Raw genomic sequence first — 15,396 nt, 5'->3', positions numbered from 1 at the left:
CTCACAGCTTCGGCGCAATCTCTTCGGTCCAGATACGCTCCCGCTGCTCCTGCGACATGTGGCAGGCGGCCCAGTGCTTGCTGCCGACCTCGGTCAGCTCGGGGCGGACCGTGCGGGTGACGTCGTCCTTGGGCACGTCGGCGTACGGGCAGCGCGGGTTGAAGGCGCAGCCGGACGGCAGGTTGATGAGAGAGGGCGGGGAGCCCTTGACCGGGATGAGGCGTTCCTGCTGGTCGCGGTCGAGCCTCGGCATCGAGCCGAGCAGGCCCCAGGTGTAGGGGTGCCGGGGCTCGTAGAACACCTTCTCCGCCGGGCCCCGCTCGACGCATCGGCCGCCGTACATCACCAGGAGGTCGTCGGCCAGCTCGGCGACGACGCCCAGGTCGTGGGTGATGATGATGACCGCGGAGCCGAACTCCGTCTGCAGGTCGCGGATCAGGTCGAGGATCTGCGCCTGGACGGTCACGTCCAGGGCGGTCGTCGGCTCGTCCGCGATGAGCAGCTCGGGGTTGTTGACCAGCGACATCGCGATCATCGCGCGCTGGCGCATACCGCCGGAGAACTCGTGCGGGTAACTGTCCACCCGCTTGTCCGGCTGGGGGATGCCGACGCGGTCGAGCATCTCCACGGCACGGCGCTTGGCGGTCTTCTTGTCCACGTCGTGGTGGATGCGGTACGCCTCCACGATCTGCTGGCCGATCGTGTAGTACGGATGCAGCGCGGACAGCGGGTCCTGGAAGATCATCGCCATCTCGCGGCCGCGCAGCTTGCGCACGTGGTCCGGGTCGGCGGACAGCAGCTCGGTGCCGTCCAGCCAGATCTCGCCCGTGATCTGCGCCTTGCGCCTGCCGTACTGGCCGGCGGTGTGCAGGCCCATGATGCCGAGCGAGGTCACCGACTTGCCGGAGCCGGACTCGCCCACGATGCCGAGGGTCTTGCCCTTCTCCAGCTGGAAGCTGAGCCCGTCGACGGACTTGACCAGTCCGTCGTCGGTCGGGAAGTGCACCTTCAGGTCGCGTACTTCCAGGAAGGCCTTCGGTGTGGGCGAAGTACCGGTGGGCTCGCCCACGGCTGCTCCGCTCTTGCTGAGGTCGGTCATGCGAGCCTCACTCGGGGGTCGATCACGGCGTACAGGATGTCCACCACGAGGTTGGCGATCAGCACCGCGAGAGAAGTGATCAGGACGACGCCCAGGATAAAGGGCAGGTCCTGGTTCTGGATCGCGTCCAGAACCTTCTGGCCGAGGCCGGGGAGGCTGAACGTGGTCTCGGTCAGGATCGCGCCGCCCATGAGGGCGCCGAGGTCCATGCCGAGCATGGTGAGCAGCGGAGTCAGGGTCGACCGCATGGCGTGCTTGCGGATGACGACCTGCTCCTTGAGGCCCTTGGCACGCGCGGTGCGGATGTAGTCCTCGCCGAGGATCTCCATCATGGTGGCCCGGGTGATCCGGGCGTACATCGCGGCGTACAGGAAGGCCAGGGTGACCCACGGAAGGATCATGCCGCCGAGCCAACCGGAGAGGCTGTCCTCCAGGGGCACGAACTCGGCGTTGATCCAGCCCAGACCGTGGGAGAAGATCGCCAGGCTGAGCAGACCGGTGAAGTAGATGGGCAGGGACACACCCGAGAGCGCGACGACCATCGCGCCGCGGTCCCACAGGGTGCCCCGCTTGAGCGCGGACAGGACACCGGCGGCGAGGCCGAAGATCAGCCACAGGACGGCCGCACCGAGCGCGAGAGCCAGGGTCACCGGGAAACGCTCGGTCAGTACCGGCCAGACGGCCTGCTCGGTACGGAAGGAGTAACCGAAGCACGGCGCGGAGCAGTTGGTGACGTCGCCACCGGCCGCGTAGGTGCGGCCCGCGAAGATGCCCTTGAAGAACTCCCAGGCCTGGACGAAGACCGGGTCGCTCAGACCCAGCTTCTGTCGCACACCCTCCACGGCGGCGGGGTCCGCCTGCTTGCCCACGAAGCTCAGGGCGACGTCGACGCCGGCCCACTTGGGGACGAGGAAGAAGATGCCGAAGACCACCAGAATGATGACCACCAGCATCACTGCGGCGGCGAACAGCCGCCTGATGAGATAAGCGAGCACGGGTTGCGGCCCGCTGCGGACCACGGGCCGCCGGAGGGGTGCCTCCCACGCCTTGTGGGCGGTGGGGGACTTCCGGCGGCCCACGGTCACGCCGCGCCGGCCTTCACCTGCCTTTCGTGCCGTACGGCGGGTGTACCGGTTACTTCGTGGACTTCAGACCGAGGTTGACGAAGTCGTACATACCGCTGTAGCCGTCGGTGGTGTACACGTTCGCCAGTCGGTTGGAGCGCCAGTTGATGAACTTCTCGAAGACGAAGGGCAGGTAGTACGCGCCCTCCATCACCTTGTGGTTGATCTCCGTGGCGATCTTGGCCTTGCCCGCGTCGTCCAGCTGGGTCAGGTAGTCCGCGAACAGACCGTCGATCTTCTTGTCGTCGATCATCGCGAAGTTGTTGTTCGCGCTGTCGAGGATGTAGTCGCTGTGCCACAGCGGCAGACCGTAGCCCTGGACGGACGGGAAGTCCGGGCCCCAGCCCATGATGATGATGCCGTAGCCCTTCTTCTTCACGTTCGAGGGGCTGCCGACCGTGCTGGCGTACTGCGCACCGTCGTACTGGTCGATCTCGACGTCGATGCCGACCTTCTTCAGCGACGCCTGGAGCGACTCGGCGGTGGCCACCTCGACCGGCTTGTTGTTGCGGACGGCGATGGTGGTCTTGAAGCCGTTCGGCTTGCCGCAGGCCTTCAGCTCTTCCTTGGCCTTCTCGACGTTGCCCTTCTTGTTCGCACCGGCCATCTCGTACGGGTCGTACTTCTGGCCCTCGGAGCCCGGGACGGACGGCGGCAGCATGTTGGTGCCGATGTCGCCGCCGGCGACCGGGCCGCCGCGCGCGGTCTGCAGCGAGACGTGGTCGGCCCCGTAGAGGACGGCCTTGCGGCAGTGGATGTTGTCGAACGGCTTCACGTTCTGCGGGAACGAGGCGTACCGGATGTAACCCGAGACCGGGTTGTCCAGGTTGCCCTTGTGCTCCTTCAGGGCGGTGGTGCGGCCCTGCGGGGACAGGCCGGTCTGGGCCAGGTCCAGGTCGTAGTCGCCGGAGATCAGACGGGCGTCCAGCTCATTGGCGTTGGAGAAGAACTTGATCGTGATCTTGTCCGGGTACGCCTTGCGGACCGGGTCCGACTCCTGCTTCCACTCGGTGTTGCGGACCAGGGTGAGGTCCTTGCCCGGGTTGTAGGACTCGAACTTGTACGGACCCGAGGAGAACGGCCGCAGCGTGTACTTGGCCTTGGTGTCCTTGTCCTGGCGGACCGGGGACGCCGAGGTCAGCGCCAGCATCTCCTCGAAGTCCGAGTTGGCCTGCGGGAGCTTGAAGACGATGGTCTTGTCGTCCGGCGTCTCGATCGCCTTCAGGCCCAGCTTGTCCTTGGACTTGTCCTTGTACGGACCCGGGTACTCGTCCTTCGGGTCGAGCACCTCCTTGAGGTACGTCGGGCCGCCGGACAGCACGTCCTGCGCCCAGACGCGCTCGATGCCGTACTTGACGTCCTTGGAGGTGATCGGCTTGCCGTCCTCCCAGGTGACGCCGTCACGCAGGGTGTACGTGTAGGTCTTGCCGTCGTCCGAGACCTTGGCGAGCCCGGTGGCGAGGTCGGGGGTGACCTGCGCGCCGGCGGCGCCCGGCTCCGTCTTGTTCGTGACGAGCTGGCGGCTGTAGTAGCGGGAGAAGTTCCACATGAAGCCGTAGTAGCCACGCGTGGTGTCCCACGAGTCGGCGTCCTGCGTGCTGGCGAACTTCAGCGTCCCGCCCTTCTTGGCCTCGGAGGCCTGAAGGACCTTGTTGTTGGCCGCGTCGAACTTGGCCGCGCCGTTCTTCGAACCGCCGCCGCCGCTGTCGTCGCCGCCGCCGCCGCACGCCGCCGTGGTCAGCAGCGCGGCGACCACTGCGGCAGCGGCCAAAGCCTGCTTGCGCCGCCCTGAGGTGCGTTGGGTAGTCACGATCTCGGATCCTCCGGATTAGATGAGAGACCCCGTGCGGGAGCCACGGGTCGCTTGCCGGTACGGCAGGTCAGCGGGAGCCCTTCGGGTCCAGCGCGTCGCGTACGCCGTCACCGAAGAGGTTGAAGGCAAGAACGGTGATGAAGATCGCCACACCCGGGATCACCATGTACATGGGATCGGACTGGTAGTAGTCGATCGCGCTCGAGAGCATCTGCCCCCAGGAGGAGGTGGGCGGCTTGACGCCCACGCCCAGGAAGCTGAGTGCCGCCTCGGTCAGGATGTTGGTGGGGATCATCATCGTGGTGTAGACGATGATCGGCGCCACCAGGTTGGGCAGCAGTTCCTTGAACAGGATGTAGAACCGTCCGGCTCCCAAAGACCGGGCCGCCTCGACGTACTCCCGTTCACGCATCGAGAGTGTCTGGCCGCGGACCACGCGACCGATGTAGGGCCAGCCGAAGAAGCCGATGACCAGGATCATCATGAGCAGACGCACGCCCGTGCCGCTCAGTCCCAGCATGTTGTCGGGCATGACGGAGACCAGCGCGATGATGAACAGCAGCTGCGGGAAGGCCAGCAGGCCGTCCATGACCCGGCTGATGAGGGCGTCGACCCAGCCGCCGAAGAAGCCGGCCAGGACACCCAGGACGGTGCCGATGACCACGGCGACGAGCGCGGACAGGAAGCCCACGAGCAGCGAGATCCGTGCGCCGTGGACGATGCGGGCGAAGACGTCGCGGCCGTTGACCGGTTCGACACCGAGCCAGTGCTCGCCGCTGATGCCGCCGAGGGACCCCACGGGGGTGCCGAACAGTGGGTCGATCCTGTCCTCGTTGAACGAGTTGGGATCTTGCCCGTAGAGGGAGGTGATCGCGGGCGCGAGCACCGCGATCACGATGAGAACGAGCACCACGATGCCGCCCGTCAGGGCCAGCTTGTCCCGTTTCAGTCGCTCCCAGGCGATCCGGCCCAGGGAACGCCCCTGTACCGCCTTGGCGTCGGCGCCGGCAACCGCCGCTTCCTCGGCCGCACTCGGGGCCGCTTCCGCGGTCGGCTCGTGCAATGGTGCCGTCATCTGGCAGGGACCCCTCTCAACCGGCGGTAGCCGGCCCGCACTTGCCGCTGTAGCGGCGTGATCAGTCCGTCGTACGCAGGGGCGGACAGCCACCCCTTGTTGCCGGAGTCTTCAACGCTTTGGCGATCTGTAGCCAGACTTGAAGGGGAATGGATGCGCAACCGTGATGCTGTTTGAGGTGTTCCGTTATCCGGACACTGGGTAACGGGGGCCGGACGCGGACGAGTTGGGACATCGAGGACAGAGGGGCGCCTTATGCCCTCGTCTACGCGCGAAGATGTCCGCCCACCGGCGGCGGGACGGGCCCTGCGAAGGTCAGTACCGGCCCCCGGCCGGAGGGTATCCGTACCCGCCCGCGGGTGCCTGGGCGGGGGCGGCCCCGTGGGCCTCGCGGTCGTAGAAGGGGCGGGCGTGGGCGCGCAGCCACATGGCGACCGGGTCGTGGGTGTCGGTCATCGCCACCGTCGACACCGGCAGCCCGTCCGGCACCGCGCCGACGGACTGCTGCATCATCCCGCGCACCGCGTCGACGGCCGGCGGGGAGGTGTCGTACACGTCGAGGCCGATGGCGAGATAGGGCGCGCCCAGCGCCGGCTGCACCCAGGCGCGGCGAAGCGCCCGGACCGCCGGGGTGCGGTGGGCGTTCTGCGCGAGCAGGGCGTAGAACTGGGGGACCTCGATGGCCGGTTCGGACAGGCGCAGGGGCCCCGCCGGCTGACGGTCCAGGCCGGAGGCGATGCGGCGCAGATCCAGCCAGGGGATGCCGACGCCGCCGCCGGGGGCGTGCGGGTTGAGCCAGAGGCCGTAGTGGTCCGGGTAGAGGGCGCGGGCCGCCTCCAGGCCGTCGACCACCTCGTACGACCGGTTCCAGCCGCTGGCCGACAGCTCCTGGGCGGAGGTGACGCAGGGCGCGTAGCCGTAGCCGTCGACCTCCATGTTCCCGTACTGGGCGTCCGGGGAGCCGGCCTGGCCGTGCCAGAGCAGCATCCAGACCTGGCCGGAGGTGGGGGTGGCGAGGGCGCGCAGCAGGGCCTCGTAGGCGTCGTAGCGCCCGGGCGTCACCTGGCGCAGCATGTGCTCGACCTGTCCGGTCGCGGTGCCGCTGGCGCTCACGTGTATCGCCCCTTCGAGAAGTTCCCGGTTATGGAACCAGCTTAAGGCTCCGCCGGGTGGGGGGCGCCTATGAGCTCGGGGTGCGGTGTCCGTTGGCGGGTGCGGGTTGGTCGCGGCTGGTCGCGCCCACGCGGCGGAGCCGCACATCGATACAGCCCCGCGCCCCTGGGTTGGCTTCCCTGACCGGCGTCCAGGAGTCCCGCAGATTGCTCTCTACAAGTCGCGGTCGTAGAACGGGCGGACGTTTGCCCTCATCCAGTCGCAGACCGGGTCCTGGGCCGCCTCCAGGAGGACCAGGTTGACCTGGGTTTTCAAGGGGGCCTTGGTCAGGGCCCGGCCGAGGGCGTCCAGAGGGAGGGTGCGGGCGTCGTCCTCCCAGTGGGTGAGTTCCACACCGACGAACATGACGGGGTCGGCGGTCTCGACGGCGGCCAGGCAGCGGCGGGCGGTGCGCACGACGCCGACGGCGGCGAACTCGGCGGAGGCGGCGGCCAGGAAGTCCACCGGGTCGTCCTGCCAGTCCGGTTCGAAGAGGCGGACCCGGCCGCCGGACGCGGGTCCGTCCAGCGGGGTGCGGCCGGCCCGGCACAGCTCGGCCACGGCCGGTGGCGGCAGCGGGATGCCGACCACGCCGTCCGGGTTCACGGCGATGCCGATCTGCGGGGGCAGGCCGCGGGCGAACTCCGCGGCGGGGGCGATGGTGTACGCCATCTGCGCGCCGGCGACCTGGCGGAGCTGCTCCTCCGAGCTGAACACCGGCACGAAGGCCTGGCCCTCGATCTCCAGCGAGGGCAGGTCGAGGGGGCCGCTGTTCGGGCCGCCGCCGTTCGGCAGCGGTATCCACACGAAGCTGCGGCCGAGCACCTCCACGATCCGGCCACCGGCGCCCGGCACGCCGAGGGAGGCGGACAGCACCTCCTCCAGTTCGTTGCCGGGCCACCCGCCGTGCGGGTGGGGGTGCGCCTGCGCCGGGAATCCCGCGGAGAAGTCCGCCGGGAGGCCCCCTGGGATGTCCATCTGCCTACCGCCTGCCTGGTACCGCTGCTGTGGCTGAAAAGGCTAACCCGTTCGGCCCTGCGGCCCTACGTTGCGTCACCCCGTGAAGGCGATCCGGCGCAGTGTGTCCGCCGCCGCCCGGTCCAGGAGGATCGCCGAGGTGCAGCCGGCGGGCAGGGTGCCCTCGGTCACCGCGCGCAGCAGGCGGGTGTTGGCCGTGCGGTGGCGCAGGAACGCGTACCGCGACACGCCCCGGCCGCGCTCGCGCTGGCCGGCCAGGGCCTCTCCGGCATCGACGTCGAGCAGCAGCAGGTGCAGGGTGCCGTCACGGCGGCGGGCCTCGCGGGCCAGCCAGCCGCGCACCCAGGCCTGGGTGCCGCAGTCGTGCACGACGACGCCCTCGCCGGAGCGCAGCGCCCTGCGCAGTCCGGCGTAGTGGGCGAGGCGGACGAAGGGGCGGTAGAGCCCGTACGGCAGGAAGCGCGGCATGCGGCGGTCCCAGCGGTCGCGGGTGTCCTGGGAGTCGATGCGCAGTCCGCGCACGGTGCGCTCCATCAGCGTGGACTTGCCGCTGCCGGGCAGGCCGGTGATCACCACCAGGTCCCGGGGTCCGAAGAGCAGGGCGTGCGGGCTGTGGCCCTCCCGGTCCCGCAGGTCGCGGACGACGGGCGCGGGCAGTTCGGCGCACGCCTCCGGTGCCGGGGCGACCGGCTGCTTGGGCAGCGCGAGTCCCGAGGTCGTGGCGTACGCCGTGGTCCTGTTCACCGTGATCGTCCTCCCCTGGGGCGGTTCACGAGTTCCCATCCCCGTCGAGTGTAAAGAGAAGGTAATGCGCAGGTCTCGCGTTTTCGTGCGCTTACTGCCACAGGCCGGTTACAGATCACGGTCTGCCATGGATCGGCCGGGCGTGCAATGATGGCGGCGCCAACTGCATACCGGCCGTTTGAATCCGCGCGGGAGAGTCCCCGGCCATCGCCGGGGCGCCGAAGGAGCAAGTCCCTCCCTTGAATCTCTCAGGCCCCGTTACCGCGCGGGCGAGGCACATCTGAAAAGCGGGCCGCCCCTCGACGGGCTGCCCCACCCAAGGTGCAAGTCCTGGTCGCCGTACTCCGGTGGTCGTGGCGAACCTCTCAGGTTTCGATGACAGATGGGGAGGATCGACCTCGCCACGTCCTGTCCTGGGAGACGACCGACCGATGAGCAGTACAGAACTCCGCCGTACCGCGCTCGATGCCACGCATCGCGCGCTGGGCGCGACGATGACCGACTTCGCCGGCTGGGACATGCCCCTGCGCTACGGCTCCGAGCGCGACGAGCACGTCGCGGTGCGCACCCGGGCCGGGCTCTTCGACCTCTCGCACATGGGTGAGATCACGGTCACCGGTCCGCAGGCCGCCGAGCTGCTGAACTTCGCGCTGGTCGGCAACATCGGCAGCGTGAAGCCGGGGCGCGCCCGCTACACCATGATCTGCCGGGAGGACGGCGGCATCCTGGACGACCTGATCGTCTACCGGCTCGGTGAGAGCGAGGCCGCCTCTTCCCACTACATGGTCGTCGCCAACGCCTCCAACGCCCAGGTGGTGCTGGACGCGCTGACCGAGCGAGCCGCCGGCTTCGAAGCCGAGGTACGCGACGACCGCGACGCCTACGCGCTGCTCGCCGTGCAGGGCCCGGAGTCCCCGGGCATCCTCGCGTCGCTCACCGACGCCGACCTGGACGGCCTGAAGTACTACGCCGGCCTGCCCGGCACCGTGGCCGGCGTCCCGGCGCTCATCGCGCGCACCGGCTACACCGGCGAGGACGGCTTCGAGCTGTTCGTGAAGCCGGAGCACGCCGTGGAGCTGTGGCAGGCGCTGACCGAGGCGGGCGAGGGCACCGGGCTGGCCCCGTGCGGGCTGTCCTGCCGGGACACGCTCCGCCTGGAGGCGGGCATGCCGCTGTACGGGCACGAGCTGACGACCGCGCTGACGCCCTTCGACGCCGGACTCGGCCGGGTGGTGAAGTTCGAGAAGGAGGGCGACTTCGTCGGGCGCGCCGCGCTGACCGAGGCCGCCTCCCGGGCCGAGCAGAACCCGCCGCGCGTCCTGGTCGGCCTGGTCGCCGAGGGCCGCCGGGTCCCGCGCGCCGGGTACCAGGTCGTCGCCGGCGGCGAGGTCGTCGGCGAGGTCACCTCCGGGGCGCCGTCCCCGACGCTGGGCAAGCCGATCGCCATGGCGTACGTCGACCCCGCGCACGCCGCGCCGGGCACCGCGGGTGTCGGCGTGGACATCCGGGGCAGCCACGAGCCGTACGAGGTCGTGGCGCTGCCGTTCTACAAGCGCCGGAAGTAGACACTGCACACTGACACCGGGCGGCGGGACCCTGTCGTCCCGCGCGCGTCCTCGCTGCTCACCAGCGGTGTCAGCAGTTCCCCGTACCAGCAGCCCCCTTCACCAGCACTCCCTCGCGTACAGGAGAATCCAGGCCATGAGCAACCCCCAGCAGCTGCGCTACAGCAAGGAGCACGAGTGGCTGTCGGGCGCCGAGGACGGCGCCTCGACGGTCGGCATCACGGAGCACGCGGCCAACGCGCTCGGTGACGTCGTCTTCGTCCAGCTCCCCGAGGTCGGTGCCTCGGTGTCCGCGGGCGAGACCTGCGGCGAACTGGAGTCCACCAAGTCGGTCTCCGACCTGTACTCCCCCGTCTCCGGCGAGATCACCGAGGTCAACGAGGACGTCGTCAACGACCCGTCGCTGGTGAACTCCGCGCCCTTCGAGGGCGGCTGGCTGTTCAAGGTGCGCGTCACGGACGAGCCGGCCGACCTGCTCTCCGCCGACGAGTACACCGCCTTCACCGCCGGCTGAGGAGTCACGACCGCATGTCGCTTCTGAACACACCCCTGCACGAGCTCGACCCCGACGTCGCCGCCGCCGTCGACGCCGAGCTGGACCGCCAGCAGTCCACCCTGGAAATGATCGCCTCCGAGAACTTCGCGCCCGTCGCGGTCATGGAGGCCCAGGGCTCGGTCCTCACGAACAAGTACGCCGAGGGCTACCCCGGCCGCCGCTACTACGGCGGCTGCGAGCACGTCGACGTGGTCGAGCAGATCGCCATCGACCGGGTCAAGGCGCTCTTCGGCGCCGAGCACGCCAACGTGCAGCCGCACTCGGGCGCCCAGGCCAACGCGGCGGCGATGTTCGCGCTGCTCAAGCCCGGCGACACGATCATGGGTCTGAACCTCGCCCACGGCGGGCACCTGACCCACGGCATGAAGATCAACTTCTCCGGCAAGCTCTACAACGTCGTCCCGTACCACGTGGGCGACGACGGCCAGGTCGACATGGCCGAGGTGGAGCGCCTCGCCAAGGAGACCCAGCCGAAGCTGATCGTGGCCGGCTGGTCGGCCTACCCGCGTCAGCTGGACTTCGCCGCGTTCCGCAAGGTCGCGGACGAGGTCGGCGCGTACCTCATGGTCGACATGGCGCACTTCGCCGGTCTGGTCGCGGCAGGCCTGCACCCGAACCCGGTGCCGCACGCCCACGTCGTGACCACCACCACCCACAAGACGCTGGGCGGCCCGCGCGGCGGTGTGATCCTCTCCACTGCCGAGCTGGCGAAGAAGATCAACTCCGCCGTCTTCCCCGGTCAGCAGGGTGGACCGCTGGAGCACGTGGTGGCCGCCAAGGCCGTCGCCTTCAAGGTCGCCGCGAGCGAGGACTTCAAGGAGCGCCAGGGCCGTACGCTGGAGGGTGCCCGCATCCTGGCCGAGCGCCTGGTGCGGGACGACGCGAAGGCGGCGGGCGTGTCGGTCCTGACCGGCGGCACGGACGTCCACCTGGTCCTGGTCGACCTGCGCGACTCCGAGCTGGACGGACAGCAGGCCGAGGACCGTCTCCACGAGGTCGGCATCACGGTCAACCGCAACGCCGTCCCGAACGACCCGCGTCCGCCGATGGTGACCTCCGGTCTGCGCATCGGTACGCCGGCCCTGGCGACCCGCGGCTTCACGGCCGAGGACTTCGCCGAGGTCGCGGACGTGATCGCCGAGGCGCTGAAGCCGTCCTACGACGCGGAGGCCCTCAAGGCCCGGGTGAAGACCCTGGCCGACAAGCACCCGCTGTACCCGGGTCTGAACAACAAGTAGACACCGCGCGTGTTCGGGGCGCCGTACCCGCCACAAGCGAGCCCGGCGCCCCGCCCCGAAGCACCACCTCTGCACCACCCCCGTTCTGAGGAGTCCCCGTGGCCATCTCGGTCTTCGACCTGTTCTCGATCGGCATCGGCCCGTCGAGCTCGCACACGGTCGGCCCGATGCGCGCGGCCCGCATGTTCGCCGCCCGCCTGCGCAACGAGGAGCTGCTCGGCTCCGTCGCCTCGGTCCGCGCCGAGCTGTACGGCTCACTCGGCGCCACCGGCCACGGCCACGGCACGCCCAAGGCGGTGCTGCTCGGCCTGGAGGGCGACTCGCCGCGCACGGTGGACGTGGAGACGGCGGACGAACGCGTCGAGACGATCAAGTCCTCGGGCCGCATCCGCCTCCTCGGCGAGCACGAGATCGCCTTCGCCTACGACGACGACATGGTCCTGCACCGCCGCAAGGCCCTCCCCTACCACGCCAACGGCATGACCCTGTGGGCCTACGACGCGGCCGGCACGGAAGTGCTCTCCAAGACGTACTACTCGGTCGGCGGCGGCTTCGTCGTCGACGAGGACGCGGTGGGCGCGGACCGCATCGTGCTCGACGACACGGTGCTGAAGTACCCCTTCCGCACCGGCGACGAGCTGCTGCGCCTGTCCCGGGAGACGGGCCTGTCCATCTCCGCGCTGATGCTGGAGAACGAGCGGTCCTGGCGCGACGAGGACGAGATCCGCGAGGGCCTGCTGGAGATCTGGCGCGTGATGCGGGCGTGCGTGGACCGCGGCATGTCCCGCGAGGGCATCCTGCCGGGCGGCCTGAAGGTCCGCCGCCGCGCCGCCAACACCGCGCGCAAGCTGCGCTCGGAGGGCGACCCGCTGGCCCTGTCCATGGAGTGGATCACCCTCTACGCCATGGCCGTGAACGAGGAGAACGCGGCCGGCGGCCGGGTCGTCACCGCCCCGACGAACGGCGCGGCGGGCATCATCCCGGCGGTCCTGCACTACTACATGAACTTCGTGCCCGGCGCCGACGAGGAGGGCGTGGTCCGCTTCCTCCTGGCCGCGGGAGCGATCGGCATGCTCTTCAAGGAGAACGCCTCCATCTCCGGCGCCGAGGTCGGCTGCCAGGGCGAGGTCGGCTCGGCCTGCTCCATGGCGGCCGGCGCGCTCGCCGAGGTGCTGGGCGGCTCCCCGGAGCAGGTGGAGAACGCCGCCGAGATCGGCATGGAGCACAATCTCGGCCTGACCTGCGACCCGGTCGGCGGCCTCGTCCAGATCCCGTGCATCGAGCGCAACGGCATGGCCGCGGTCAAGGCGGTCACGGCGGCGCGGATGGCGATGCGGGGCGACGGGTCCCACAAGGTGTCCCTCGACAAGGTCATCAAGACCATGAAGGACACCGGCGCGGACATGTCGGTGAAGTACAAGGAGACGGCGCGGGGCGGGCTGGCGGTCAACATCATCGAGTGCTGAGCAAGTAGGCCCTGACCAGCGTGTTTCTCTCTTTCAGCGCTGTCAGGGCCTTCGCTGCTTACGCGGTGGAAATTCCCTGGAAACGCCCTGAGACAGGCGTGAAAGTCCCTGAAAAGTCCCTGGGGCACAGCACTGTTCGAGGCTGAACCTGGGCCCGGTGTCCGGACCGGCACAACACCCTTGACGACGCCTCAGGGGTGATTGCAGTCATTGCGAACCAGGTCGCGAGACCTACGCATTACGAGACCGAGGGCGTCCATGTCGGGCGGTCCCGCGCGGTGCCGACTGGCCGGCGAGGAACAGCACCAGGAACAGCGCGGCGGCCAGGACGACCGCGCCTGCCACGTCCACGTGGGCAAAGCGGCCTTCGGGAGCTTCGGGCATGGAGCGCCACGCGGTCAGCAGAGCGGCGGCGGTGACGACCAGGCCGAGGCCGTAGGCGGCCCGTACCCCGCCGAGCCCGGCGAGCAGCGCGGCCAGCGGGTAGCCGACGCCGGCCCCGATGATCGAGACCACCGAGACCAGGGCGATCACGGCCGCGCCGCGCTCCTCGGGAAGTGGTCCCGGGCCACGCCCATCATCAGCGCCGGTCAGCCCGAGCCCGACACCCTGGGCCGCCCGGCCGGCCAGCAGCCACGCGAACGGCAGCGGCAGCACGGTGAGCGCGCTGCCGGCGACGACGACCGCCAGCGTGGCGAGGATCGTGGACCGCCGGTCCTGGGCCGGCTCCGAGCCGGCCCAGGACCGGCGTGGCGGCGGCGCCGCTGAGCAGCGCGACGGTCAGCGTCCACTGCGCGCTGCCGAGCAAGACGTGGAACGAGGTCGCCACGCTGGTGATGAGCGGCGCCCCGAGGCTGGCGACGGCCGCCACGACCAGAGCGATGAACAACAGGGCGGGGACCAGCGGCCGCGCGTCGGAACGCGCCCCCGGGAACGCCGTCACCGCGGCCCCGTCGACCGGCTGTCTGGTCACCGCTTCGGCCGTTCGCGGTCCCGGCTTTCGAGTTCCGCCAGATGCTTCAGCGCCGGAAGGGCCGCCACCAGCGCCTCGACCTCGTCGCCGGTGAGCCCGCCGATCAACCGCTCGAAGGCGTGGACGCCCGCCTGGTGCCGGGTGCGAACGTAGGAGGCGCCGGCCTCGGTCAGGCACACCAGTGTGACCCACTTGTCGGACGAGTCCCCCCGTCGCTCGACCAGGCCGGACTCCTCCATAACCCGGACCAGGGTCGTCATCGCGGGCTGGGTGACGCCCTCGACCGCGGCCAGATCGGTGATGCGCCGCGGGCCGGTCCGGTCCAGGGTGGTCAGGGTGGCGGCGGACGTCAGGCTCATGTCCCGGGGCAGGCGTCTCGCGGCCCTGGTGGCCAGGCCGTAGAGGGCTGCCCCGATGGCGGCGGACGCGCCATGAACGGTGTCTTGACGACTCTTCGACGGGCAGCCAGTCGTAGTCGATGGCGTTCCAGAAGCCGCACTGGCGGCACGCCTCGTACACTCCGGTCTTCAGGGCCCGGCTCTCACCGCCAGGCGGCGAGTCCCGGAGCAGCGGGGTTCCCGTGTTTCACGAACGAGCCCCAGTGGCGCACCATCTCCCCGGACAGCTGCCTCTGCCCGGGAGACAGCAGTTCCGGGACCGCCGAGGAGAACAGGTACGCCATCTCGCTGGCATGCGCGAGGCACCCGCGTCGAAGCCGGTCGAGGGCCGGCCGGTGGGCGGGCCGTGAGGTTCTGGTACTGGCAGTCCCCACAGCGCACCGAAGGCGTAAGACCCGGTGTGTGAGTCGCCATAGGCGTCGAACGGATAGTGCGCGAGTCCGGTGTCGGCCTCGTCCCCGAACTCGATCCGTACCGCTCGCTCGTACTGCTTCTTCGTCGCCTGCGCGAACGGCAGTGCCCACGCGCGCACCACGTCACGGATGTGGCCGATGAGGAGGGGGACGTTGGCGGTCCGGCCGGTGCGTACGGCTTCGATCGGCGGGAGGGGCAGTTCGGGGACCCCAGACACGGGCGGCGGACCGCTCAGGACACCGGCGACGAAGTCCTTCGCACCGGCCTGCATTTCCCGCGGTCGACGGTTGCGCTGTGTCCAGCGCAGCGCCGCCTGTTGGTCGAGCAGGCCGTAGTTGCCCACCGGCAGCGGACGGTTCGTGCGGTGGGCCGGCTGCAGGCAGCTAGAGGGCCTGATGCGGTCTGGGCGAGCGCCTGCGGCAGATACGCCGCAGCCACCTTCAGCACCTCGTTCTCCTCCTCCAGCAGCCGGATCTGCGTGCCTCGCACAACTCGGCCGACTCACCCGACGCCGATGCGCGTCCTCGCGGAGACTCCCTCGGATACGGCTTAGGTTCTGCAACGTCTCTTCAAGCCGCCTCTCAGCGAGCCCGGCCAGGTGTCCCGAACCCTGCGGCAGACTCGTGGTGTGGTTCGAGCTGAAACGCGACTCCTGGCGGGCTACGGTTGCCAGTCCCCGCCGGGGAAGTCCGGGTTCTCCGGCTCGGTGGACTCACCGCCGGTCGGCGGTGGTTCGGTGGACGGGCTGTTCGACGGCGACTGCGTCGGCGACTCGGACGGCTCCTCGGTCGTCGGATCGTT

General features: G+C 69.8%; 13 protein-coding genes and 1 riboswitch. Of the genes, 4 read left to right on the top strand and 9 right to left on the bottom strand.

What is annotated here, in order from left to right; all coding sequences use genetic code 11:
- Position 1: 1 nt before the first annotated feature.
- The 7 genes from ACFW48_RS37415 to ACFW48_RS37385 all read right to left on the bottom strand — a co-directional run bounded on the left by ACFW48_RS37415 (position 2) and on the right by ACFW48_RS37385 (position 7,985).
- Entirely contained in the window at positions 2 to 1,099 is a 1,098-nt protein-coding gene (locus ACFW48_RS37415; protein ID WP_386322945.1) for an ABC transporter ATP-binding protein, read from the bottom strand.
- The gene (locus ACFW48_RS37410) at positions 1,096 to 2,094 is read right to left on the bottom strand and encodes an ABC transporter permease (RefSeq protein ID WP_055421847.1); all 999 of its coding nucleotides are present in this window, start codon (positions 2,092 to 2,094) and stop codon (positions 1,096 to 1,098) included. The genes ACFW48_RS37415 and ACFW48_RS37410 overlap by 4 nt, the downstream gene beginning before the upstream one ends.
- A 139-nt stretch (positions 2,095 to 2,233) precedes the next feature.
- Positions 2,234 to 4,033 carry an ABC transporter substrate-binding protein gene (locus ACFW48_RS37405; protein WP_386322943.1) on the bottom strand — a complete coding sequence of 600 codons (1,800 nt, stop codon included), beginning with the start codon at positions 4,031 to 4,033 and terminating at the stop codon, positions 2,234 to 2,236.
- Positions 4,034 to 4,103: 70 nt separating this feature from the next.
- On the bottom strand, positions 4,104 to 5,111 hold the full coding sequence (locus ACFW48_RS37400; protein WP_386322941.1) for an ABC transporter permease: 1,008 nt from the start codon (positions 5,109 to 5,111) through the stop codon (positions 4,104 to 4,106).
- A gap of 315 nt (positions 5,112 to 5,426) precedes the next feature.
- A complete protein-coding gene (locus ACFW48_RS37395; RefSeq protein WP_386322939.1) occupies positions 5,427 to 6,224 on the bottom strand; it encodes an enhanced serine sensitivity protein SseB C-terminal domain-containing protein in 798 nt (265 codons plus the stop codon).
- A 213-nt stretch (positions 6,225 to 6,437) separates the two neighbouring features.
- Positions 6,438 to 7,241, bottom strand: coding sequence for an enhanced serine sensitivity protein SseB (locus ACFW48_RS37390; protein ID WP_386322937.1), 804 nt, complete (start codon positions 7,239 to 7,241; stop codon positions 6,438 to 6,440).
- Positions 7,242 to 7,316: 75 nt separating this feature from the next.
- The gene (locus ACFW48_RS37385) at positions 7,317 to 7,985 is read right to left on the bottom strand and encodes an AAA family ATPase (protein ID WP_386322935.1); all 669 of its coding nucleotides are present in this window, start codon (positions 7,983 to 7,985) and stop codon (positions 7,317 to 7,319) included.
- A 179-nt stretch (positions 7,986 to 8,164) separates the two neighbouring features.
- Positions 8,165 to 8,259: riboswitch (glycine riboswitch) on the top strand.
- A 157-nt stretch (positions 8,260 to 8,416) separates the two neighbouring features.
- Here ACFW48_RS37385 and gcvT point away from each other — a divergent pair.
- The 4 genes from gcvT to ACFW48_RS37365 all read left to right on the top strand — a co-directional run bounded on the left by gcvT (position 8,417) and on the right by ACFW48_RS37365 (position 12,810).
- Positions 8,417 to 9,550, top strand: a complete 1,134-nt coding sequence (gene gcvT / locus ACFW48_RS37380) for a glycine cleavage system aminomethyltransferase GcvT (RefSeq protein WP_386322934.1) — start codon at positions 8,417 to 8,419, stop codon at positions 9,548 to 9,550.
- A 136-nt stretch (positions 9,551 to 9,686) separates the two neighbouring features.
- Complete coding sequence (gcvH, locus tag ACFW48_RS37375) at positions 9,687 to 10,064, top strand: glycine cleavage system protein GcvH (protein ID WP_386322932.1); 378 nt, start codon at positions 9,687 to 9,689, stop codon at positions 10,062 to 10,064.
- A gap of 14 nt (positions 10,065 to 10,078) precedes the next feature.
- On the top strand, positions 10,079 to 11,344 hold the full coding sequence (glyA, locus tag ACFW48_RS37370; RefSeq protein ID WP_386322930.1) for a serine hydroxymethyltransferase: 1,266 nt from the start codon (positions 10,079 to 10,081) through the stop codon (positions 11,342 to 11,344).
- A gap of 98 nt (positions 11,345 to 11,442) precedes the next feature.
- Complete coding sequence (locus ACFW48_RS37365; protein WP_386322928.1) at positions 11,443 to 12,810, top strand: L-serine ammonia-lyase; 1,368 nt, start codon at positions 11,443 to 11,445, stop codon at positions 12,808 to 12,810.
- A gap of 231 nt (positions 12,811 to 13,041) precedes the next feature.
- Here the strand turns inward: ACFW48_RS37365 and ACFW48_RS37360 are convergent, their stop codons facing one another.
- Together ACFW48_RS37360 and ACFW48_RS37355 are read right to left on the bottom strand one after the other, a co-directional pair.
- Entirely contained in the window at positions 13,042 to 13,467 is a 426-nt protein-coding gene (locus ACFW48_RS37360; protein ID WP_386322926.1) for a hypothetical protein, read from the bottom strand.
- Positions 13,468 to 13,779: 312 nt separating this feature from the next.
- On the bottom strand, positions 13,780 to 14,142 hold the full coding sequence (locus ACFW48_RS37355; RefSeq protein WP_386322924.1) for a MarR family winged helix-turn-helix transcriptional regulator: 363 nt from the start codon (positions 14,140 to 14,142) through the stop codon (positions 13,780 to 13,782).
- Positions 14,143 to 15,396: the final 1,254 nt, after the last annotated feature.

Origin of the sequence: Streptomyces sp. NPDC058812, from assembly GCF_042744565.1 — a bacterium.
GTDB classification, from domain to species: Bacteria; Actinomycetota; Actinomycetes; order Streptomycetales; family Streptomycetaceae; genus Streptomyces; species Streptomyces thinghirensis.
The sequence above is the reverse complement of the archived record's forward strand: the minus strand, read 5'-3'. Positions and strand labels throughout refer to the sequence as shown.

What these genes read in the sequence shown, in the direction of transcription:
- ACFW48_RS37355 (WP_386322924.1), bottom strand. Translation starts at nt 14,142, where the DNA reads ATGAGCCTGACGTCCGCCGCCACCCTGACCACCCTGGACCGGACCGGC.
- ACFW48_RS37415 (WP_386322945.1), bottom strand. Translation starts at nt 1,099, where the DNA reads ATGACCGACCTCAGCAAGAGCGGAGCAGCCGTGGGCGAGCCCACCGGT.
- ACFW48_RS37390 (WP_386322937.1), bottom strand. Translation starts at nt 7,241, where the DNA reads ATGGACATCCCAGGGGGCCTCCCGGCGGACTTCTCCGCGGGATTCCCG.
- gcvT (WP_386322934.1), top strand. Translation starts at nt 8,417, where the DNA reads ATGAGCAGTACAGAACTCCGCCGTACCGCGCTCGATGCCACGCATCGC.
- glyA (WP_386322930.1), top strand. Translation starts at nt 10,079, where the DNA reads ATGTCGCTTCTGAACACACCCCTGCACGAGCTCGACCCCGACGTCGCC.
- ACFW48_RS37400 (WP_386322941.1), bottom strand. Translation starts at nt 5,111, where the DNA reads ATGACGGCACCATTGCACGAGCCGACCGCGGAAGCGGCCCCGAGTGCG.
- gcvH (WP_386322932.1), top strand. Translation starts at nt 9,687, where the DNA reads ATGAGCAACCCCCAGCAGCTGCGCTACAGCAAGGAGCACGAGTGGCTG.